Annotated in this window: 19 protein-coding genes; 11 read left to right on the forward strand and 8 right to left on the reverse strand. The window is 68.7% G+C overall.

The window, feature by feature from the left end; genetic code table 11:
• Positions 1-62 precede the first annotated feature (62 nt).
• Positions 63-1,688: a methyl-accepting chemotaxis protein gene (locus AB7F93_RS09425; protein WP_428302649.1), complete on the forward strand. Its 1,626-nt coding sequence runs from the start codon at positions 63-65 to the stop codon at positions 1,686-1,688.
• 40 nt (positions 1,689-1,728) lie between these two features.
• Here the strand turns inward: AB7F93_RS09425 and yrfG are convergent, their stop codons facing one another.
• Genes yrfG through AB7F93_RS09450 form a run of 5 tightly spaced genes read right to left on the reverse strand, consistent with a single transcriptional unit; the run spans position 1,729 to position 4,789 of the window.
• Entirely contained in the window at positions 1,729-2,385 is a 657-nt protein-coding gene (gene yrfG / locus AB7F93_RS09430) for a GMP/IMP nucleotidase (protein ID WP_428302650.1), read from the reverse strand.
• Positions 2,382-2,687: a DUF167 domain-containing protein gene (locus tag AB7F93_RS09435; protein ID WP_428302651.1), complete on the reverse strand. Its 306-nt coding sequence runs from the start codon at positions 2,685-2,687 to the stop codon at positions 2,382-2,384. The genes yrfG and AB7F93_RS09435 overlap by 4 nt, the downstream gene beginning before the upstream one ends.
• The gene (locus tag AB7F93_RS09440; RefSeq protein ID WP_428302652.1) at positions 2,684-3,277 is read right to left on the reverse strand and encodes a YggT family protein; all 594 of its coding nucleotides are present in this window, start codon (positions 3,275-3,277) and stop codon (positions 2,684-2,686) included. The genes AB7F93_RS09435 and AB7F93_RS09440 overlap by 4 nt, the downstream gene beginning before the upstream one ends.
• Before the next feature lie 10 nt (positions 3,278-3,287).
• Entirely contained in the window at positions 3,288-4,103 is an 816-nt protein-coding gene (gene proC, locus AB7F93_RS09445) for a pyrroline-5-carboxylate reductase (protein WP_428302653.1), read from the reverse strand.
• A 23-nt stretch (positions 4,104-4,126) separates the two neighbouring features.
• Complete coding sequence (locus AB7F93_RS09450) at positions 4,127-4,789, reverse strand: YggS family pyridoxal phosphate-dependent enzyme (protein ID WP_428302654.1); 663 nt, start codon at positions 4,787-4,789, stop codon at positions 4,127-4,129.
• 150 nt (positions 4,790-4,939) lie between these two features.
• Between AB7F93_RS09450 and AB7F93_RS09455 the strand changes: the two genes are divergently transcribed.
• Positions 4,940-5,977, forward strand: coding sequence for a type IV pilus twitching motility protein PilT (locus tag AB7F93_RS09455; protein WP_428302655.1), 1,038 nt, complete (start codon positions 4,940-4,942; stop codon positions 5,975-5,977).
• Between the two features lie 52 nt (positions 5,978-6,029).
• The gene (locus tag AB7F93_RS09460; protein WP_428302706.1) at positions 6,030-7,217 is read left to right on the forward strand and encodes a PilT/PilU family type 4a pilus ATPase; all 1,188 of its coding nucleotides are present in this window, start codon (positions 6,030-6,032) and stop codon (positions 7,215-7,217) included.
• A gap of 9 nt (positions 7,218-7,226) precedes the next feature.
• Here the strand turns inward: AB7F93_RS09460 and AB7F93_RS09465 are convergent, their stop codons facing one another.
• The 3 genes from AB7F93_RS09465 to AB7F93_RS09475 are packed head-to-tail and all read right to left on the reverse strand — an operon-like array spanning position 7,227 to position 10,036.
• Positions 7,227-8,180 carry an NAD(P)H-dependent flavin oxidoreductase gene (locus tag AB7F93_RS09465; RefSeq protein WP_428302656.1) on the reverse strand — a complete coding sequence of 318 codons (954 nt, stop codon included), beginning with the start codon at positions 8,178-8,180 and terminating at the stop codon, positions 7,227-7,229.
• A gap of 3 nt (positions 8,181-8,183) precedes the next feature.
• Positions 8,184-8,678, reverse strand: a complete 495-nt coding sequence (locus tag AB7F93_RS09470; RefSeq protein ID WP_428302657.1) for an aromatic-ring-hydroxylating dioxygenase subunit beta — start codon at positions 8,676-8,678, stop codon at positions 8,184-8,186.
• Positions 8,675-10,036, reverse strand: coding sequence for an aromatic ring-hydroxylating oxygenase subunit alpha (locus tag AB7F93_RS09475; RefSeq protein ID WP_428302658.1), 1,362 nt, complete (start codon positions 10,034-10,036; stop codon positions 8,675-8,677). Before AB7F93_RS09475 ends, AB7F93_RS09470 begins: the two co-directional genes overlap by 4 nt.
• 207 nt (positions 10,037-10,243) lie before the next feature.
• On the opposite strand from AB7F93_RS09475, the gene AB7F93_RS09480 reads away from it, so the two are divergent.
• The 8 genes from AB7F93_RS09480 (at position 10,244) to AB7F93_RS09515 (ending at position 18,786) form a co-directional block, all read left to right on the forward strand.
• Positions 10,244-11,041: a class II aldolase/adducin family protein gene (locus tag AB7F93_RS09480; RefSeq protein WP_428302659.1), complete on the forward strand. Its 798-nt coding sequence runs from the start codon at positions 10,244-10,246 to the stop codon at positions 11,039-11,041.
• 188 nt (positions 11,042-11,229) lie between these two features.
• The gene (locus AB7F93_RS09485; protein WP_428302660.1) at positions 11,230-11,616 is read left to right on the forward strand and encodes a DUF4345 family protein; all 387 of its coding nucleotides are present in this window, start codon (positions 11,230-11,232) and stop codon (positions 11,614-11,616) included.
• Complete coding sequence (locus AB7F93_RS09490) at positions 11,616-12,056, forward strand: nuclear transport factor 2 family protein (RefSeq protein ID WP_428302661.1); 441 nt, start codon at positions 11,616-11,618, stop codon at positions 12,054-12,056. The genes AB7F93_RS09485 and AB7F93_RS09490 overlap by 1 nt, the downstream gene beginning before the upstream one ends.
• 56 nt (positions 12,057-12,112) lie before the next feature.
• On the forward strand, positions 12,113-13,549 hold the full coding sequence (locus AB7F93_RS09495) for a helicase HerA-like domain-containing protein (protein WP_428302707.1): 1,437 nt from the start codon (positions 12,113-12,115) through the stop codon (positions 13,547-13,549).
• A gap of 86 nt (positions 13,550-13,635) precedes the next feature.
• The gene (locus AB7F93_RS09500; RefSeq protein WP_428302662.1) at positions 13,636-14,952 is read left to right on the forward strand and encodes an MFS transporter; all 1,317 of its coding nucleotides are present in this window, start codon (positions 13,636-13,638) and stop codon (positions 14,950-14,952) included.
• 141 nt (positions 14,953-15,093) lie between these two features.
• Entirely contained in the window at positions 15,094-15,966 is an 873-nt protein-coding gene (locus AB7F93_RS09505) for an FAD binding domain-containing protein (protein ID WP_428302663.1), read from the forward strand.
• Between the two features lie 4 nt (positions 15,967-15,970).
• A complete protein-coding gene (locus tag AB7F93_RS09510; RefSeq protein ID WP_428302664.1) occupies positions 15,971-16,456 on the forward strand; it encodes a (2Fe-2S)-binding protein in 486 nt (161 codons plus the stop codon).
• The gene (locus tag AB7F93_RS09515; protein WP_428302665.1) at positions 16,456-18,786 is read left to right on the forward strand and encodes a xanthine dehydrogenase family protein molybdopterin-binding subunit; all 2,331 of its coding nucleotides are present in this window, start codon (positions 16,456-16,458) and stop codon (positions 18,784-18,786) included. Before AB7F93_RS09510 ends, AB7F93_RS09515 begins: the two co-directional genes overlap by 1 nt.
• Positions 18,787-18,789 lie beyond the last annotated feature (3 nt).

Below are 18,789 nucleotides of genomic sequence, written 5' to 3' on the forward strand. Positions count from 1 at the left end.
CGTCCAGCACCAACGCCGCAGCGCTCGCCCGGCGCAGTTTTATCAGCACGTTGTCTTTGAGTATGCGGATCGGTGCCGGCTATGGCCTGGCGCTGACGATGCTGCTGGTCATCAGCTGTGGCAGTTACATCGGGCTGCGCGGTGCGGCCGAGCAGTTCAAAGAGTTCGAGGCGACGCTTGCGGCCCAGGGGACGGCCACGGAAATCGACATGGAGCTGCTGCAGGTGCAGACGCTGGCGCGGGAGTTCGCCCATGCCGGCGATCCCAAGGTGCTGGCCGAGGCCAAGGATCACCTGCGTGTTTTCGCTCAGCACCTCGAAGAGGGCGAGAAGCTGTTCAAAACCGCCGAGGAACGGGCCCTGCGGGACGAGCTGGCTGGAGACCTTGTGGTCCTGTCGGGCAAGCTGGACCAGTTGCGGGGCGGGCAGGCGGTGGATGAGGCCGCGAAACAGCAACTGCTGGCGTCGGTCGATACGGCGGAAATGATCGACGACTCCGAGCAGATGCAGGAGATCATCAAGGCCCGAGCGAAGCACAGCGGCGAAGACACCCGCGGGTCGCTTGCGCGCGCCGGCACGGTGATCGTGATCCTCGCGACGATCGGCACGGTGCTGAGCCTGCTGATCGCCTGGACGGTCGGCCGCAGCGTGTCGCGGCCCGTCGTCGGCCTGACGGGCACGATGGGCCGGTTGGCGGACGGCGACCACGGCGTGGACATTCCGGGCACCGGCCGTGGCGACGAGCTGGGCCGGATGGCCCAGGCGGTGCTGGTGTTCAAGGAAAACATGATCCGCGCCAAGGAAGCGGAGCAGGCGTTCGAGACGGCGCAGCGCGAGGCGCGCGCACAGACCATGGAGCAGCTGAGCGTCGAGTTCGACCGCGAGGTAGGCCTGATGATGAACTCGGTGGCCTCGGCGGCGACCGAAATGCAGGCCACGGCATCCTCCATGACCGCGGCGGCGGACGAGGCCAGCGCGCAGGCGACGGCGGCTGCGGTGGCGTCCGAGCAGGCGTCAGCCAACGTGCAGACGGTGGCGAGCGCCGCTGAGGAACTGTCGGCGTCCATCGCCGAGATCAGCCGCCAGGTGAGCCACTCGGCCGAGATTGCGAGCAAGGCGGTCACCGAAGCCGAGCGCACCAACGTGCAGATTCAGGGCCTGACCGAGGCGGCGCAGCGGATTGGCGATGTGGTGCAGCTGATCACGGACATTGCCGGTCAGACCAATCTGCTGGCGCTGAACGCGACCATCGAGGCGGCGCGGGCCGGCGATGCCGGCAAGGGCTTTGCGGTGGTGGCGTCGGAAGTGAAGAACCTGGCGAACGAGACCGCCAAGGCGACCGAGCAGATCACCGGCCAGATCACGGCCGTGCAGCACGCGACGCGGGAGGCGGTGACGGCGATCCAGTCGATCGGCAGCACGATCGGCCAGATCAGCGAGATCAGCGCCATGATCGCGGAAGGGGTCGAGCAGCAGGGCGCGGCCACGCGGGAGATTGCGGCCAACGTGGCGCAGGCGTCGGCGGGCACGTACGAGGTGTCGTCGAACATCGGCGGCGTGAGCCAGGCGGCGTCGTCGACCGGCGCGTCGGCCAAGCAGGTGCTGGGCGTGGCCAACGAGCTGTCCGAGCAGGCCGAGCTGCTGCGCGGCAAGGTGGTGCACTTCCTGTCCGGCATCAAGGCGGCGTAAGCGCCGCTGTCTGCGGCCCGGCTGTGTCGGGCCGCAGCGATCAGTGCTGTGGCAATACTTGCCCGAAGCTGAGCAGCATGGGCAGGTCCGGCAGGTGCTGGGCCTGCGCCTTCGAGTCCGGCTGCGCCACGGCCAGCACGTGCCCGATGCCGTAGTCGCGCGCAGCGCGCAGCACGTGGGCGTTGTCGTCAACCAGCAATGTTCGCGCCGGGTCGAAGCCGAGTAGGTCCTGTAGCCGCGGCCAGAAGGCCGGGTCCTCCTTGGGTGCGGCGAGATCGTGGGCGCAGACGATGGTGTCCAGCCAGGCGTCGAGCCCGGTGCGCGCCAGCTTGAAATCGAGCCCGCTGCGGTGCGAGTTGGTGACCAGCACGCGCCGCTTGCCGGCTGCCAGCAGCCAGTCCAGGAACTCCGGTACCTGCGGGCGAAGGCCAATCAGGTGAGCAAGTTCCGTATTCAGCGCCGCCACGTCGAGCTCCAGCAGCTCGCTCCAGTACGCCATGCAGTAGAAGTCGAGCGTGCCGCGCCGGCGCTCGGCCTGTGCATGGATCGCCTCGCGCGCGGCGTGCACGTCGAGCCCGCGCCGCGCGCCCCAGGTGCGCGGCAGGTGCTCGAACCAGAAGGCGTTGTCGTAGTGCAGGTCGAGCAGCGTGCCGTCCATGTCGAGCAGCACGGTGTCGATGGCGGTCCAGTCGATCACGCGGCGGTCTCCAGCAGACTCGACAGACGCGGCGCGAGTTCGTCGCCGGCCGCGATGCGGATCGACTTGCGCCGACCCGTCTGACCGCTCGCCACGTCGATGGCGCCGCGCGGCAGGCCGAGCCGGTCAGCCAGAAACGCGACCAGCGCCGCGTTGGCGGCGCCGTCCACCGGCGGGGCGGTCAGGCGCAGCTTGAGCCGCCCATCGTGCAGGCCGGCCAGTTCCGTGCGCGCGGCGCGTGGCTGCACCAGCACGTCGAGCACCCACACCGCGCCCTGGCGGCGGTACGGCGCGCCGTTCACAGGCCCTGCACCATGATCCGTGCCGCTAGCACGATGAACGGCTGTACCAGCAGGATGTTGGCGAGCTGTATCAGTACCAGCGCGATCAGCACCGACCAGTCGAAGCCGCCGGTCGGCGGGATGATGCGCCGCAGCGGCGCCAGCAGGGGCTCGGTGAGTTCATCCAGCAGTCGCAGCATTGGGTTGTAGCCGCCGCCCGAGGCCACCACCCAGCTCGCGATGGCGCGCACGATGAGCACCGCGCTCAGCGTGAGTGCCAGCAGCGCCAGGGCCTGCGCGGTCGCCATGAGCACGGCGCCGGCAAGGCCCGGTACGTAGCCGCGGATGGCCGACAGCACATACACCTCGATCAGGTGCACCAGAAGCAATACCACCACCAGCGCCGGTTCGATGCGCGCGCGCCACGGCAGCACGCGGCGCAGCGGCGCCACCAGCGGTTGCGTCGCCTTGTAGACGAACTGCGACAGCGGATTGCGAAAGTCGACGTCCATGGCCTGGAACAGCAGGCGCAGCAACACCACGGCGGCGTAGAGGCCAAACGCGGTCTGCACCAGGAACAGCGCGGCTTGCGTCAGCGGTGAGTAGACCATCGGCACGATCTCAGGACTGCCGCGCCAGCTCGCCGGCGCGCCGGTGGGCCGCCGTGAGCGCGTCCTGAAACAGCCCACCGAGCCCACCCGCCTGCAGCACTTCCAGGGCGGCCTGCGTGGTGCCGCCCGGCGAGGTGACCTGCGCGCGCAGCGTGGCCGGCGGGTCGGCGCTGTGCGTGGCCAGCACGGCCGCGCCAAGCGCGGTTTGCAGCGTGAGCTGGCGCGACACGTCAGGCGTCAGACCCAGCGCCACGCCGGCCTGCTCCATGGCTTCCATGACGGCGAAGAAATACGCCGGTCCGCTGCCGGACACGGCGGTGACGGCGTCGAGCTGCGCCTCGTCCTGCACCCACAGCACGCTGCCGACCGCGCGCAGGATGCGCTCGGCCTGCGCGCGCTGCGCGGCGCTGACGCGAGCGTTGGCATGCAGGGCACTTATGCCCTGACGCACCAGCGCCGGCGTGTTCGGCATGCAGCGCACGACCGGAAAGTCACCACCGAGCCAGGCGTCTATGTCCGCTTCGGTAACGCCAGCGACGATGGACACCACCAGCGGGCGGTGCGCTTCAAAGTGCCCGGCGAGGCCTTGCGCGACCGTGCGCAGCACCTGCGGCTTGACGGCCAGCACCAGCACGCCCGCGCTGCTGGCGAGGGCCTCGCCGTCGGCGGCGGTGCGAATGCCCAGCTCGTCCGTCAGTGCGGCGCGGCGGGCGGCGTCGGGTTCCGCAACGGCGAGTTCCGCCGCGGGCGTGCCGTCGGCGATCAGGCCGCCGAGCAGCGCCCGGCCCATATTGCCGCCACCAATAAAAACGATTTCGCCAGCCATAACGACAGTCCTTTGTATCGACATCAGCGCCGCGTCGGGCGCGGTCCGAACAGGGCCGTGCCAACGCGCACCAGCGTGGCGCCCTCGGCGATGGCGGCCTCCAGGTCAGCGCTCATGCCCATCGACAGCGTGTCGAGCGGGAGGCCCTGCCCGCGCAGCCGATCCAGCGCCTCGCGCAGCGCCCGAAACGGCCGCCGCTGCGCGTCAAGCTCGCCGGCCGGGGCCGGCAGCGTCATCAGGCCGCGCAGGCGCAGGCCGGGCAGGTCGGCCACCGCCCGCGCCAGCCCGGCGACGTCTTGCGGCGCCACGCCGGCCTTGCTGGCCTCGCCATCGATGTTGACCTGCACGCACACGTTAAGCGGCGGCCGCTCGGTGCCGCGGGCGCGTGACAGGCGCGCCGCCACCGGCAGCGAGGCCACCGTGTGCACCCAGTCGAAGTGCCGCGCCACCTGCGCTGCCTTGTTGCCCTGCAGGGCGCCGATGAAGTGCCATTCGAGGTCAAGATCCGCGCACGCGTCCATTTTCAGGCGCGCCTCTTGCACGAAATTTTCACCGAACCGGCGCTGGCCAAGTGCGGCGAGGGCGCGGATGCGGTCGACCGGCTGCGCCTTGCTCGCCGCCACCAGCGCCGCGCTGCCGGCTGCACGCCCATGCTCCTCGACCGCCCGGCGCAGGCGATCGTCCACCGCATGCCAACGCGCGGCAAGATCACCTAAAGAATTTGCAGTAGCGGCAGATGTAATGGCATAACCCCCGAGCAATGCACCGGCAAGTTTACCAGCCGCGCTGCATCTACCCGGCCGGGCCCTGCGGGCCAACAAGAGGCGTTCTTGCGCATGGATATTACGGAGCTGCTGGCGTTCACCGTCACCAACAACGCGTCCGATCTGCACCTGTCGGCCGGAATGCCGCCGATGATCCGGGTCGACGGCGACGTGCGGCGCCTGGACCTGCCGGCGATGGACCACTCGCAGGTCCACGACATGGTGTACGACATCATGAACGACCGCCAGCGCAAGGACTATGAGGAGTTCTACGAGACCGATTTCTCGTTCGAGATTCCGGGCCTGGCGCGCTTTCGCGTCAATGCCTACAACCAGCAGCGTGGCGCGGCGGCGGCGTTTCGCAACGTGCCGAACAAGATTCGCACCCTGGAAGACCTCGAAGCGCCGCAGAATTTCAGCGAACTGGCCATGCTGCCGCGCGGCATCGTGCTGGTGACCGGCCCCACGGGTTCGGGCAAGTCGACCACGCTCGCGGCCATGGTGGACGAGAAGAACCGCGCCGAGTACGGCCACATCCTGACCATCGAGGACCCGATCGAGTTCGTGCACGAAAGCAAGCGCTGCCTGATCAACCAGCGCGAGGTGCACCGCGACACGCACGGTTTCAGCGAGGCGCTGCGCTCGGCGCTGCGCGAGGACCCGGACACCATCCTGGTCGGCGAAATGCGCGATCTGGAGACGATTCGGCTGGCGCTGACCGCCGCCGAGACGGGTCATCTCGTGTTCGGCACGCTGCACACGAGCTCGGCCGCCAAGACCATCGACCGCATCATCGACGTGTTCCCGGCCGGCGAGAAGGACATGGTGCGCGCCATGTTGTCCGAATCACTGCGCGCGGTTATCGCCCAGACGCTGCTGAAGCGCATCGGCGGCGGCCGCATCGCCGCCCACGAGGTGATGATGGGCACGCCGGCCATCCGCAACCTGATTCGCGAGAACAAGGTCGCGCAGATTTACTCCGCCATCCAGACCGGCCAGGGGCACGGCATGCAGACGCTCGACCAGTGCATGCAGAAGATGGTCGCGCAGCACAAGATCAGCCGCGAGGACGCCGCCGCGCGCGCCGTCAACAAGGAGCTGTTCCGCTGACGCGAATGCGTCCGCGCAACGCCCTGCCGCTCACCTTCGGAGTTCCGTGATGATCGATTTCGCCAGCCTGCTGCAGACCATGGTCGAGCAGAACTCGTCCGACCTGTTCGTCACAGCGGGCGTCGCCCCGAGCATCAAGACCCACGGCGCCGTGAAGCCCGTCACCGACCAGAAGTTCTCCAGCGAAGAGGCACGCGAGATGTGCTATGGCGTGATGAACGAGCGCCAGCGCACGCAGCTCGAAAACACCATGGAGTGCAATTTCGCCATTTCGGCGCGCGGCATCGGCCGGTTTCGCGTCAGCACCTTCATCCAGCGCGGCAACGTCGGCATGGTAGTGCGCAAGATCGAGACGCACATCCCGACCATCGAGGACCTGCAGGTGCCGCCGGTGCTCAAGGACATCGCCTTGATCGAGCGCGGTCTTGCCCTGATGGTGGGCGGCACCGGCACCGGCAAGTCGACCACGCTCGCGGCCATGGTGGGCTACCGCAACCACAACAGCACGGGCCACATCATCACCATCGAGGACCCGGTCGAGTACCTGCACGACCACGGCGGCTGCATCGTGACGCAGCGCGAAGTGGGCGTCGACACGATGTCGTTCGAGGAGGCGCTCAAGAACACGCTGCGCCAGGCGCCGGACGTGATCCTGATCGGCGAGATTCGCAGCCGCGAGACGATGGAACACGCTATCGCGTTTGCCGAAACCGGCCACCTGTGCCTTGCCACGCTGCACGCCAACAACGCCAACCAGGCGCTGGACCGGATCATCAACTTCTTTCCCGAGGAGCGGCGCGGGCAGCTGCTGATGGACCTGTCGCTGAACCTGAAGGCCATCGTCTCGCAGCGCCTGCTGCCGACGGTGGACGGCAAGGGCAGGCGCGCGGCGGTGGAGGTGATGCTGGCAAGCCCGCTGATCAGCGAGCTGATCCGCAAGGGTGCGGTGCACGAGATCAAGCCCATCATGGCGCGCTCGAACGAGCTCGGCATGCGCACCTTCGATCAGGCGCTGCACGCGCTGTACGCCGAGGGCTCCATCACGTACGAGGACGCGATCGCCAACGCCGACTCGGCCAACGACCTGCGCCTGCTGATCAAGCTCGAAAAGGATGGCTCCGCCGCCAAGCTGGCGCAGGACGCGCAGAAATTCGCCCTCAAGGAGCTGCCGAAGGAGGAGCCGGCGCCGATCGTTTTCAGCCGGCCGCTGTCGATGGCTCCGCGCCAGGGCGAGGGCTAGCCTTCCGCGTCAGCGGACACGGCCGAGCGCCGCCTGCGCCTCGGCCATGAAATCGCGCACGACGTCCGCGGCCGGCTTCACGTCCCGCACGCCGCCGCAGCTCTGGCCGGTCGGCAGGCAGCCGCGGTCCGGATCGTCGCTGGTGCCGAACATGTCGAGCACGCCCTCACGCAGCGACACCTCCATCTGCTGCGGGAAGGGCAGGATCTCGGCTTCGCGCCCGAGCCACGAATCCGTGTACTGATTGCGAAAGCCGCGCATCTGCTTGCCGCTGTAGCAGCGCGTGAGCGTGGTGTCGCTGGCCTCGGCGGCGACGATGCGCTGCTTCCACGAGTCAAGCGCGTGCGCCTCGTCGCTCGCGATGAAACGCGTGCCCATCACCACGCCCTGCGCGCCCATGGCGAGCGCCGCCACCAGCTGGCTGCCGTGCGAAATGCCGCCCGCCGCCAGCACCGGCGTGTCGCCGGCCACCGCGACGACCTGCGGAATCAGGCTGAAGGTGCCGATGTTGCCGGTGTGCCCGCCGGCGTCGGTGCCCTGCGCAACCATGAAGTCCACACCGGCCGCGGCCACCTTCCTCGCGTGCCGCGGCGCGCCCACCATGGCGCCGATCTTCATGCCGGCGGCGCGAAGGCGCGGCAGCAGCTCGGTCGGCATGCCGAGTGCCGACAGGAAGATCGGGCAGCCTTCGTCCAGCATCACGTCGATCTGCGCGTCGAACACGCCCGGCATCGGAACTAAAAGATCTAGTGCCCACGGCTTGTCGGTGAGCGACTTGATCTCGCGGATGTGCTCGCGGATCTGGTCGGGTTCAAGGCCCGCGGCGCCGTACACCCCAAGCCCGCCGGCGTTGCTGACCGCGGCCACGAGCTTCGGCCACGACACCCCGCCCATGCCGGCCAGCACCACCGGCAGCTCGATGCCGAGCCGTTCGCACACAGGGGTTCGAAACGCAGTGCTCATGGGTCACACCAGGTAGAAGTCGAGCAGGGTCGGGATGTAGTCGTTCAGCACGCTGATGGTCTGCCGCGCGACGCGCCAGTCGTTGCCCTCGCGGCGCAGCGTGTGCCGGTAGTGGCCGAAGAACGCGTCCGATTTGGCGCGCCAGTGGTAGTCCACCCGAAAGCAGGCGAACAGCTCAATGCCGTCGTCGCCGGCCGCGTCGACCTGGATGTTGGAGATCGCGTGACAGGTGCGCGGCATGGGGTCCGACGCCACCGACGTGCCGGACTCGACGCGCCACACCCGGTCCGCCAGACGCGAGCGCAGGTCGTAGTAGATCAGCGACACCTCGCGGTCCGGGTCTTCGGTCTGGCGCTGCTCGCTCACCCAGGCCGGCACCCAGTACTGGCAGTCCTCGGTGAACAGGGCGAGCCAGTCCTGCCAGCGCCGCTCGTCGAGCAGCCGGCCCTGGCGGTACAGCAACGCGCTGCCGGTGGCGAGCGCCTGCTCGGGGCTCATGCCGACACCTCATTGGCAAGACCCGCCTTGATGCGCCGCGCCCATTCCCGGTACGAGCCGTGGAACACGGTCTCGTCCTGCATGTCCGAGCGGCCGCTTGAGGACGTGAGCGGCGTGATGCCGATCTGCCGCGCGAAATCGTCCGGCCCGCGGATGACCTGCGCGAGACCCCGCAGGTGCCCCAGGCCCACGTCCGGGGCGCTGCGCGCGCGAAGGCCCACCTGCACCGACTCGTACACGCGCGAGTCGTCCGGCGTGGCGAGCCCGGTCGGGTTGAAGAAGTCCTCGAACTGGTGAATGCGCAGCTTGCGCGCCTCGGCGGGTTCCCCCTTGGGGCCGACGCAGTAGCTGCGCATCTCGGTCCGGTCCACCGACAGCGGGCGCATCACGCGCATCTGGATGCAGGCGTTGCACGAGAACTGCAAATTCGGGAACACGGTGAAGTTGATGGTCTTCAGCATCATGTCGGCGCGCTCGCGCCCGACGCGCGCCACCAGCGCGTCGTACTGCCGGTACAGCGGGCGCACCTGCGGGTTGGCGGTTTCGATCCAGATCGCCGCGTGGCCGTTCCCGAACGTGTAGCTGCCGGACGGGATGGCCGGCTGCACGAAGTCCGCGATGTCGATGTTGCGAAAGCTGCTGCCGCCGCTCGCGCGCGACGCCGCGATGTTCATGAAGCTCGGGTGCGTGGACGTGAGGTGGTAGGCGTCGAGGCAGTTCTCTAGCTGCATCTTCCAGTTGGCGTCGAACGTGTAGTACGAGCGGCCGGGGATGACCTCGGTGCCGTCGGCCGACTGGTCGACGATCATGTCCAGGAACACGCTGATGCCGGCAAGGTGCTCTTCGAGCGGTGGCACGTCGGGATTGAGGCTGCCGAACAGAAAGCCGCGGTAGTTGCCGAAGCGCGCGAGCGGCGGCAGCCGAGTGTCGGCCTGCTCGAAGTGCGACGGGTACGCGCCCTGGGCGCGATCCTTCACCAGCACGCAGTCGCCGCGGGCGTCGAAGGTCCAGCCGTGGTAGGGGCAGACGTGGAACTTGCGGTTGCCGGATTCGCTCTGGCACACCGCCGCGCCCTTGTGCGGGCAGACGTTCAGGAACGCGCTCAGCTTGCCCTTGTCGTCGCGGTGCAGCAGCACCGGCTGGCGGCCGATCCACGTCGCGAGGTAATCGAGCGGTTTCGGCACCTGCGTTTCGTGCGCCAGGAACACCCAGTGGCGCTCGAACACGTAGCGCATTTCGAGTTCGAACAGCGCCGGATCCCGGTACACGTCGCGGTGGACGTCGAACACGCCGGCCGCGGGGTCGTCGTGCACCAGGCGGTCAGGCGTCGGCGGGGCGCCTTCATGGATGGCATTCATTCGGATTCTCCTCGGGTGCGGCCGGCGCTTTCGCGCGGCTCGGCTTGGTCTTTGTCAGGCGCGGGCCATCCCTGGCGCCGTCACTTTAACGATCGTAAGGTTGGACCCGCAAGCAGGCCGTGTGCGCGCGCCGCGCAGCGCTATGCTTGCCGGCCGCCGGGCACGGATGCCGGGGCGACACGCCAATCCAGACCCGAGGAGAACGTCATGAACCAGCCGCGTGATTTCGAACTGCCGGTCGGCATCCGCCCCGACCAGTGCTCGCCCGAGGAATGGCAGGTGCGCACGGAACTGGCCGCCGCCTACCGCCTGACCGACCGCTTCGGCTGGTCGATGCTGATCTTCAACCACATCACCGCGCGCGTGCCGGGCAAGGAGGATCACTTCCTCATCAACAACTTCGGCCTGATGTACGACGAGGTCACGGCGTCGAACCTGGTCAAGATCGACCTCGACGGCAACGTGGTCGGCGACTACGCCGGCGAGGTGCGCATCAACCGCGCGGGCTACGTCATCCACAGCGCCATCCACGCCGCCAGGCACGACGTGCAGTGCGTGATGCACACCCACACCGTGGCCGGCGAGGCGGTGGCCAGCATCGAGCCCGGCCTGCTGCACGTGAATCAGGATTCGATGCAGCTCACGGGGCAGGTGGCCTACCACGACTTCGAGGGCCTGGCCGTGGACGACGGTGAGAAGGCGCGCCTGGTGGCGGACTTCGGCGACAAGAAGGTGCTGGTGCTGCGCAACCACGGCATGCTCACGGCCGGCAACAGCGTCGGCGAGGCCTTCATGCTGATGTGGCTGCTGGAGCACGCATGCCGCACGCAGGTGGCGGCGCTGTCCATGGGCCAGCCGCTGCACGGCTCGCAGGACATGCTGACGCGGATTGCGCAACTGGTGCCGCAGCAGCAGCACTTCATCACGCCGACCGGCCTCGGCGGGCTGCCGTTCCGGTCGCTGATGCGCTGGCTTGATCGGCAGGATTCCAGCTACCGCAATTAGTGGATGCCGAAAAATTCCCTCCATGGAATTTTTCAGCTCGCGCTGCGCGGTACACGCCCGCGCAGCGCTCCCTGATCAATGCCTGGCGGCAGTGATTCAGGTCGGGGCATGCTGCCCCGAGGGCGAGGTCTTGGATAACTCCGCGCCTCGCTAGCGATTTCTCGGTACTTTCACAGGGAGGAGTGGACATGGCGCTTGCCAGATTCGTATTGATCGTCACCGGCGTTTCGTTCTTCGGCTACGCCGTGGCGTGCTTTTTGTACCCGGTCGAGGTCGCCGGTCGATTCACGGGCTACGGCCTCGAAGCCGCCGCCGGCATGGTCGAGGTGCGCGCCATGTACGGCGGCCTGCAGGCGGGTTTCGGCGTGTTCTGCCTGCTGGCCGGGTTCCGGCGCGAGTGGACGCGGCCGGGGCTCGCGGCCATCGCCTGCGTGATGGGTGGTCTCGTGCTCACGCGCTGCATCGCCATGGGTATCCACGGCCCGGCGGGCGCCAATCCGGGTGCCGCGATCTACGAGGGCATCACCACGGCGCTTGCGCTGCTCGCGCTCGCGCGTCTGCCGAGGACTGTCTGATGACGCGGCTGATCGGACTTGCGCTCACGCTGCTGTGCGGCGGTGCCCTGGCCGACACGACGCAGGACGTGCTGGCGGTGGACCGGGCGCGCACGGCCGCGCTGATTGCGGCGGATCGTGCCGCGCTCGACGCGACGCTCGCCACGCAGCTGCGCTACGTGCACGGCAACGGTCTGACTCAGGACCGTGCGGCGTACCTCGAAACCGCCGTCAACGGCGCCATGACGTACACCGACATCACCCCCTTGCAGCAGCAGGTGCGCGTGCTCGCGCCGCAGGTGGCGCTGCTGACCGGCAGCAATCGCGTTGCCGTGCGGCTGGACGGCAAGCCGCTGCAACTCGACGTGCTCTACACCGCCGTCTACGTGCAGGAAGCGGCCGGTTGGAGGCTGACCGCCTGGCAGTCCACGCCTGCGCCCAAGCCGGAGGCCGGCCAGTGACGCAAATTGCTGTCGGTGGGACGGCGGCCGGACAGGCGGTTGGGCTCGACCTTGCCATGGCCAACCGACACGGCCTGATTGCCGGCGCCACCGGTACGGGCAAGACGGTGACGCTGCAAACCCTGGCCGAGGGCTTCTCGCGCGCCGGCGTGCCGGTGTTCCTGGCGGACGTGAAGGGCGACCTGTCCGGCCTGTCGCAGCCCGCGCAGCCGGGCGAGCGCATCACGGCGCGTCTGGCAGAGCTTGGCGTCACGGACTTCACCCCGCGCGGCAACCCGGCCGTGTTCTGGGATCTGTACGGCAAAGCTGGCCATCCGGTGCGGGCGACCGTGTCCGACATGGGGCCGCTGCTGCTCGGCAGCCTGCTGGAGCTGAACGACACGCAAAGCGGCGTGCTGTACGCCGCCTTCAAGGTGGCCGACGACCAGGGCCTGCTGCTGCTGGATCTGAAAGACCTGCGCAGCCTGCTGGCGTGGGTGTCGCAGAACGCGGCGAGCCTGCGCGCCGAGTACGGCAACCTCAGCGGCGCCAGCGTGGCGGCAATCCAGCGCCAGTTACTGGTGCTGGAGCAGGACGGCGCGGAGGAGTTCTTCGGCGAGCCGGCGCTCGACCTTGCCGACCTCATGCGCACGGACTTCTCCGGCCAGGGCGTGGTGAGCGTGCTCGACGCGAGCGCGCTCATGCCGCGCCCGCGCCTGTACGCGACCTTTCTGTTGTGGCTGCTGGCGGAGCTGTTCGAGCGCCTGCCGGAAGTCGGCGACGTGGACCGGCCGCGGCTGGTGTTCTTTTTCGATGAAGCGCACCTGCTGTTCGACACGGCGCCCAAGGCGCTGCTCGACAAGATCGAGCAGGTGGTGCGCCTGATCCGGTCCAAGGGCGTCGGCGTCTACTTTGTCACCCAGAACCCGCAGGACATTCCGGACGCGGTGCTGGGGCAGCTCGGCAACCGCGTGCAGCACGCGCTGCGTGCCTTCACGCCGCGCGACCGCGCCGCCGTGCGCGTGGCGGCGCAGAACTTTCGCGCCAATCCGGGGCTCGACGTCGAGACCGTCATCACCGAGCTTGGCGTCGGCGAGGCGCTGGTGTCGGTGCTCGACGCGCGCGGCCAGCCGACGCCCGTCGAGCGCACGCTGATCCGCCCGCCCACGTCGCGCCTCGGTCCGCTCACCGCGCCAGAGCGGGTTGAGCACCTGACGCGTTCACCAATGGCCGGCCGTTACGACACGCCGGTCGACCGCGAGTCGGCGCATGAACTGCTGGCCGCGCGGGCTGCGGCAAGGGTGGCCCTTGCACCGGAGGCTGCTGAAGCGGCGGATCGCGGCGCCGCCGAGCGTGACAAGACCGAGCGCGAACCCGCGCCCCGGCGCCGCGGCCGCGAACCGGATTCCCTGCTCGAAGCCACCGCCAAGAGCGCGCTGCGTGCCGTGGGCAGCCAACTCGGCCGGCAGCTGGTGCGGGGCGTGCTGGGTTCGTTGCTGGGCGGGCGCCGCTGAGCTGACGCGTCGCGGGCAGCGGCCGGCGGACGCGTACCGGCCGGCTGCTATGCTGCGGCGCGCAAAAAACAGGCGGGGGAGGGGCTATGTCGGTTGGCGCGCGCGTCGATTTGCCGCAGTGGTTCGATCAGGCGCGCTTCGGCGCCTATCAGGTGCGCGTGGTCGTGCTGTGTTTTCTGGTCACGACCTTCGACGGTTTCGATACCCAGGCGATCGCCTTCACCGGCCCGGCGCTGGCACAGGCGCTGGGCGTGGGTCCGCGCGGGCTGGCGCCCATCGTGACCGCCGGCGTGGCCGGCATGGCGCTGGGTGCGGTGCTGTTCGGGCCGCTTGGCGATCGCTACGGCCGGCGCGCGGCGGTGCTGTGGGCCACTGCCGTGTTCGGTGTCTTCTCGCTATTGACCGCGTTTGCGAGCAGCATCGAGCAGCTGATGGTGCTGCGCTTTCTGACCGGCATCGGCATGGGCGGTGCGGCGCCGAACGTCTACACGCTCGCTTCGGAGTTCTCGCCGGCGCGGCATCGGGGCCTGGTCATGCTGGTAGCAGGGCTCGGCTTGCCGGTCGGCGCGATTGTGGGCGGACTGATCGCCGGCTCGGTGATTCCGGCCTGGGGCTGGCAGGGCGTGTTCATCCTCGGCGGCGCGGCGCCGCTGCTGTTCTTGCCCCTTCTGTGGGCGTTGTTCCCGGAGTCGCCGTACTACCTTGCGCGGCGCGATCGGCAGTCCGCGCTGGCCGCCATGCTGGCGCGGGTTGCGCCGAGCGCGCCGCCCGCCGCGGACAGCGTGTTCACCCTGCCCGAGGCGCCCACGCGCGCTGGGGCAAGCGCCCTGCTGTCGCCGGCATTGCGCCACAACACGCTGGCCATCTGGGGCACGTATTTCTTCAACTGGGTGGCCTGGTTCGGCCTCGTGCTGTGGATCCCGTCCGTCTTGACCGCGGCCGGTCTTCCCAAGGACCAGGCGGGGCTCGCGACTGTCACGCTCAACGGCGCGGCGCTGGTGTTCATGCTGCCGCTCGCCTGGCTGCTGCCGAAGCTGCCGGTGCGGCGCGTCATCCTGTGGCTGCTGGCGGGCGCGGTGGTGGTGTCGCTGCTGCTGGCGCAGGCCGGCAGTCGCTGGGGGCTGGTGTTCGCGCTGGTCGGGCTGAGCGGTTTGTTCGTCGGCGGGCCGCAGATCGCGCTCAACTACCTCGCGGTGTCCATCTATCCGACCGCGGTGCGCGCCAGCGGCGTCGGCTGGGCGATCGGCATGGGGCGGGTCGGCACGGTGGTCGGCGGCGCGGCCGGTGGTTTCGTGCTGGAAGACTTCGGTCCGCGCGGCTTTTTCATTGCGCTGGCGTTGCCGCTGCTGGCGGCGGGTCTGGCGGCACTGGCGGTGCGCCGCGCGGACGCCGGCCCCCGGTGACAACATCGGCGACAAGTTGCTAGAGTCCACCGCCCGTGTGGCGTTGTCCGCCGATGTCTTTGCCGCGGCGGCGTTGCCCCATTCAGAACAGCCCTGCAGCCGGCGGGGTCCCGCCCAACACGAGAAGGAGATCACTCGCCCATGCACAGCTTCGAGTACGCAGCGCCCACGTCGCTGGGCGAGGCGGTCAACCTGCTGGCGGGGGCGCGCGGCAATGCCCGCGTGCTGGCCGGCGGTACCGACCTCATCGTCAACATGCGCGTCGGCCGTCGCAAGCCGGGTCTGGTGGTGGACGGCAAGCGCATCCCGGAACTGAACGAACTGTCCGTGACAGCGAGCGGCCTCACAATCGGCGCCGCAGTGTCCTGCCGGCGCGCCTATGAGCACGCCGAGGTCGCCAGGAAATACCCGGCGCTGGTCGATTCGATGAGCCTGATCGGCAGCGTGCACATTCAGGGCCGCGCCACGGTCGGCGGCAACCTGTGCAACGCGGCGCCCAGCGGCGATGCCATCCCGACGCTGATCGCGCTCGGCGCCGTGGCCCGGGTGCTGGGCCCGAAGGGCACGCGCGAGGTGCCGGTCGAGGATTTCTGTGTGGCGCCGGGCAAGACCTGCCTTGCCGACGACGAGCTGCTGGTCAGTGTGCACATTCCGGCGCCGGCGGCGAACGCCGGTGCGGCTTACCTGCGCTTCATCCCGCGCAACGAGATGGATATCGCCATAGCCGGCGTCGGCGCCGGCGTAGTGCTTGATGCCGCCAAGCAGAATTTCGTCTCGGCGCGCATTGCCCTGGCTTCAGTAGGTCCGACGCCGATCTTCGCCCGCGACGCCAGCGCGCTTTTGGCCGGCAGGCCGGTGAGCGAGGACAGCATTCAGCTGGCCGCCGACGCCGCCCAGGCGGCGGCGAAACCCATTACGGACATGCGCGGCACGGTCGAGCAGCGCAAACATCTGGTCAAGGTGCTGACGGCCCGCGCGCTGCGCGGCGCCATCCAGCGCGCCAAGGGAGCTTGAGGTCATGGCGAAGAAAACCCACGTAGAGACGACGCTCAACGGCGAGCCGCTGGAATTCCTGGTCGAGCCACGGCAAAGCCTGCTCGAATCGCTGCGCGACGTGGTGCACATGACGGGCACCAAGGAAGGCTGCAACGATGGCAACTGCGGCGCGTGCAGCGTGCTGCTGGACGGCGTGCTGGTGAATTCCTGCTGCGTGCTCGGCGTCGAGGCGCAGGGCCGCACCGTCGAGACGGTCGAGGGGCTCGGCACCGCCGACAAGCTGCACCCGTTGCAGCAGGCGTTTCTGGAAGAGACGGGCATGCAATGCGGTATTTGCACGCCGGGCTTTCTGATGGCGGCCAAGGCGCTGCTGCAGCAAAACCCCAATCCATCCGAGGATGACGCGCGTCTGTGGCTGGCCGGCAACCTGTGCCGCTGCACTGGCTACGACAAGCTGATCCGCGCTGTTCTGAAGGCCGGCAAGGTCATGGCTAAGGAGGCTGCGTAATGAGTGGTCCAATGAACATGGAACCCGAATACAAACCCCGCAAGTGGCGAGTGCTGGGTACCACCCCGGTGCGCCGCGACGGCATCGACAAGGTGACCGGGCAGGCCAAGTTCGGTGACGACGTTCACCTGCCGGACATGCTGCACGGCAAGGTAGTGCGCAGCCCGCACCCGCACGCGCGCATCAAGCGCATCGACACCAGCAAGGCGCTGGCTGTGCCGGGCGTGAAGGCGGTCATCACCGGCGCCGACTTCCCGCCGCTGAATCAGGCGGTAGTGGCCGCCGGCGAAGGCGGCAGCGTGAGCATGCAGGACATCGCCGACAACTGCATCGCCAAGCACACGGTGTTCTATGACGGGCACGCCGTGGCCGCCGTGGCCGCCGACAGCCCGCACGTCGCGGAAGAAGCCGCCGCGCTGGTCGAGGTCGAGTACGAACTGCTGCCGTTCAACCTCGACGTGCGCGAGGCGGTCAAGCCGGGCGCCACCGTGCTGCACGAGGACTTCGTGCCGGGTGCGTTCCTGTTCCCGACCCAGAAGGCGCTGCCGAACGCCGGCCGCCTGCAGCTCGCGTCGGGCGATGTGGAGCAGGGCTTCAAGGAGTCCGACGTCATCGTCGAGCGGGAATTCACCACCGCGACGGTGCACCAGGGCTACATCGAGTCGCACATCACCACCTGCCGCTGGGACAGCGACCAGCACCTGACGGTGTGGACCTCGACCCAGGGCGCGTTCGCCATTCGCGACTTCCTGGCCTCGATCCTGAACATGCAGCTGTCGCAGATCCGCGTGATCCCGATGGAAATCGGCGGCGGCTTCGGCGGCAAGGACGTGGTGTACCTGGACCCGCTCGCGGCGATGCTGGCCAAGAAGACCGGCCGCCCGGTGAAGATGGCCATGACCCGCGCCGAGGTGCTCAAGGCCACCGGTCCCAGCTCCGGCACGTACTGCCGCGTGAAGATCGGCGCCAAGAAGGACGGCACGCTGGTCGCGGCCGATCTGTATTTCCTGTTCGAGGCCGGCGCCTACCCCGGCGGCCCCATTGCGCCGGGCGCGCTGTGCGCGCTCACGCGCTACAACATCCCGCACCAGCAGATCGACGGCTACGACGTGATGGTCAACAAGCCGAAGATCAAGCCGTACCGCGCGCCGGGCGCCACACAGGCCAACTTCGTGGTCGAGGTGGTGATCGACGAGCTGGCCGAGAAGTGCGGCATCGACCCGATCGATTTCCGTCTCAAGAACGCCACCAAGGCGGGCGACCGGCTGATCATCGGCCTGCCGGTGCCGCCCATCGGCACCGTGGAAATGCTCGAAGCGGTCAAGAAGCACCCGCACTACACGGCGCCGCTGGTCGGCCCGAACCGCGGCCGCGGCGTGTCGTACGCGTTCTGGTTCGGCGCCGGCCTGACCTCCAGCTGTGAACTGCACGTCAACGTCGACGGTACCGTGAACCTCGCGACGGGTTCCGCGGACCTGTCCGGCACGCGCATGACGCTCGCCATGCAGGCGGCAGAGGCGCTCGGCATTCCGCTCGACGACATCAGCTCCAGCGTGTCCGACACGGACTCGATCGGCTACACCTTCCAGTCGGTCGGCAGCCGCACCACGTTCGCCACCGGCTACGCCATCATCAAGGCGGCCGAGAAGGTGATCGAGCAGATGAAGCACCGCGTGGCGATGATCTGGGAAACCGACGTCGCCAACGTGGACTGCACCATCGAGACCGCCGGTGTGTCCGACTTCGTCGACCGCAACGACCCGCATCGGCGGATGCACTTCAAGCAAGTGGCGGCGCGCATGGACGAGACGGGCGGCCCGGTGTCGGCGGACTTCACCGCCAACCCGCACGGCGTCGGCTTCCAGATTGCCGCCAACCTGGCAGACGTCGAGGTCGACCCGGAAACGGGCAAGGTGCAGATTCTGCGCTTCACCGCCTTCCAGGACGTCGGCAAGGCCGTGCACCCGGACTACGTGGCCGGCCAGATGCAGGGCGGCGCCGTGCAGGGTCTCGGCTGGGCGCTGCACGAGGGCTATTGGTACAACAGCGAGGGTCGCCTGGCGAACTCCAGCCTGCTCGACTACCGCATGCCGACCTCGCTCGACGTGCCGATGATCGACACCGTCATCCTGGAGACGCCGAATCTGGGCCACCCCTACGGCATCCGCGGTGCCGGCGAGGTGCCGATCGTGCCGCCGCCGGCGGCGATCGCCAACGCCATCTACCGGGCGGTCGGCGTGCGCATGACCACGCTGCCGATGTCGCCGGGCGCGGTGCTGGAAGCCCTGTGGGCCAAGGAAGGCAAGCCGGCGTCGGTCAAGGTGGCCTGACGA

Origin of the sequence: Immundisolibacter sp. (genome assembly GCF_050250495.1) — a bacterium.
Lineage (GTDB): Bacteria > Pseudomonadota > Gammaproteobacteria > Immundisolibacterales > Immundisolibacteraceae > Immundisolibacter.

Excerpts from the sequence above, each read along its gene's own strand:
- AB7F93_RS09425 (WP_428302649.1), top strand. The coding sequence starts at position 63 with ATGCGGATCGGTGCCGGCTATGGCCTGGCGCTGACGATGCTGCTGGTC.
- AB7F93_RS09440 (WP_428302652.1), bottom strand. The coding sequence starts at position 3,277 with ATGGTCTACTCACCGCTGACGCAAGCCGCGCTGTTCCTGGTGCAGACC.
- proC (WP_428302653.1), bottom strand. The coding sequence starts at position 4,103 with ATGGCTGGCGAAATCGTTTTTATTGGTGGCGGCAATATGGGCCGGGCG.
- AB7F93_RS09455 (WP_428302655.1), top strand. The coding sequence starts at position 4,940 with ATGGATATTACGGAGCTGCTGGCGTTCACCGTCACCAACAACGCGTCC.
- AB7F93_RS09465 (WP_428302656.1), bottom strand. The coding sequence starts at position 8,180 with ATGAGCACTGCGTTTCGAACCCCTGTGTGCGAACGGCTCGGCATCGAG.
- AB7F93_RS09470 (WP_428302657.1), bottom strand. The coding sequence starts at position 8,678 with ATGAGCCCCGAGCAGGCGCTCGCCACCGGCAGCGCGTTGCTGTACCGC.
- AB7F93_RS09475 (WP_428302658.1), bottom strand. The coding sequence starts at position 10,036 with ATGAATGCCATCCATGAAGGCGCCCCGCCGACGCCTGACCGCCTGGTG.
- AB7F93_RS09480 (WP_428302659.1), top strand. The coding sequence starts at position 10,244 with ATGAACCAGCCGCGTGATTTCGAACTGCCGGTCGGCATCCGCCCCGAC.
- AB7F93_RS09485 (WP_428302660.1), top strand. The coding sequence starts at position 11,230 with ATGGCGCTTGCCAGATTCGTATTGATCGTCACCGGCGTTTCGTTCTTC.
- AB7F93_RS09490 (WP_428302661.1), top strand. The coding sequence starts at position 11,616 with ATGACGCGGCTGATCGGACTTGCGCTCACGCTGCTGTGCGGCGGTGCC.
- AB7F93_RS09495 (WP_428302707.1), top strand. The coding sequence starts at position 12,113 with ATGGCCAACCGACACGGCCTGATTGCCGGCGCCACCGGTACGGGCAAG.
- AB7F93_RS09500 (WP_428302662.1), top strand. The coding sequence starts at position 13,636 with ATGTCGGTTGGCGCGCGCGTCGATTTGCCGCAGTGGTTCGATCAGGCG.
- AB7F93_RS09505 (WP_428302663.1), top strand. The coding sequence starts at position 15,094 with ATGCACAGCTTCGAGTACGCAGCGCCCACGTCGCTGGGCGAGGCGGTC.
- AB7F93_RS09510 (WP_428302664.1), top strand. The coding sequence starts at position 15,971 with ATGGCGAAGAAAACCCACGTAGAGACGACGCTCAACGGCGAGCCGCTG.
- AB7F93_RS09515 (WP_428302665.1), top strand. The coding sequence starts at position 16,456 with ATGAGTGGTCCAATGAACATGGAACCCGAATACAAACCCCGCAAGTGG.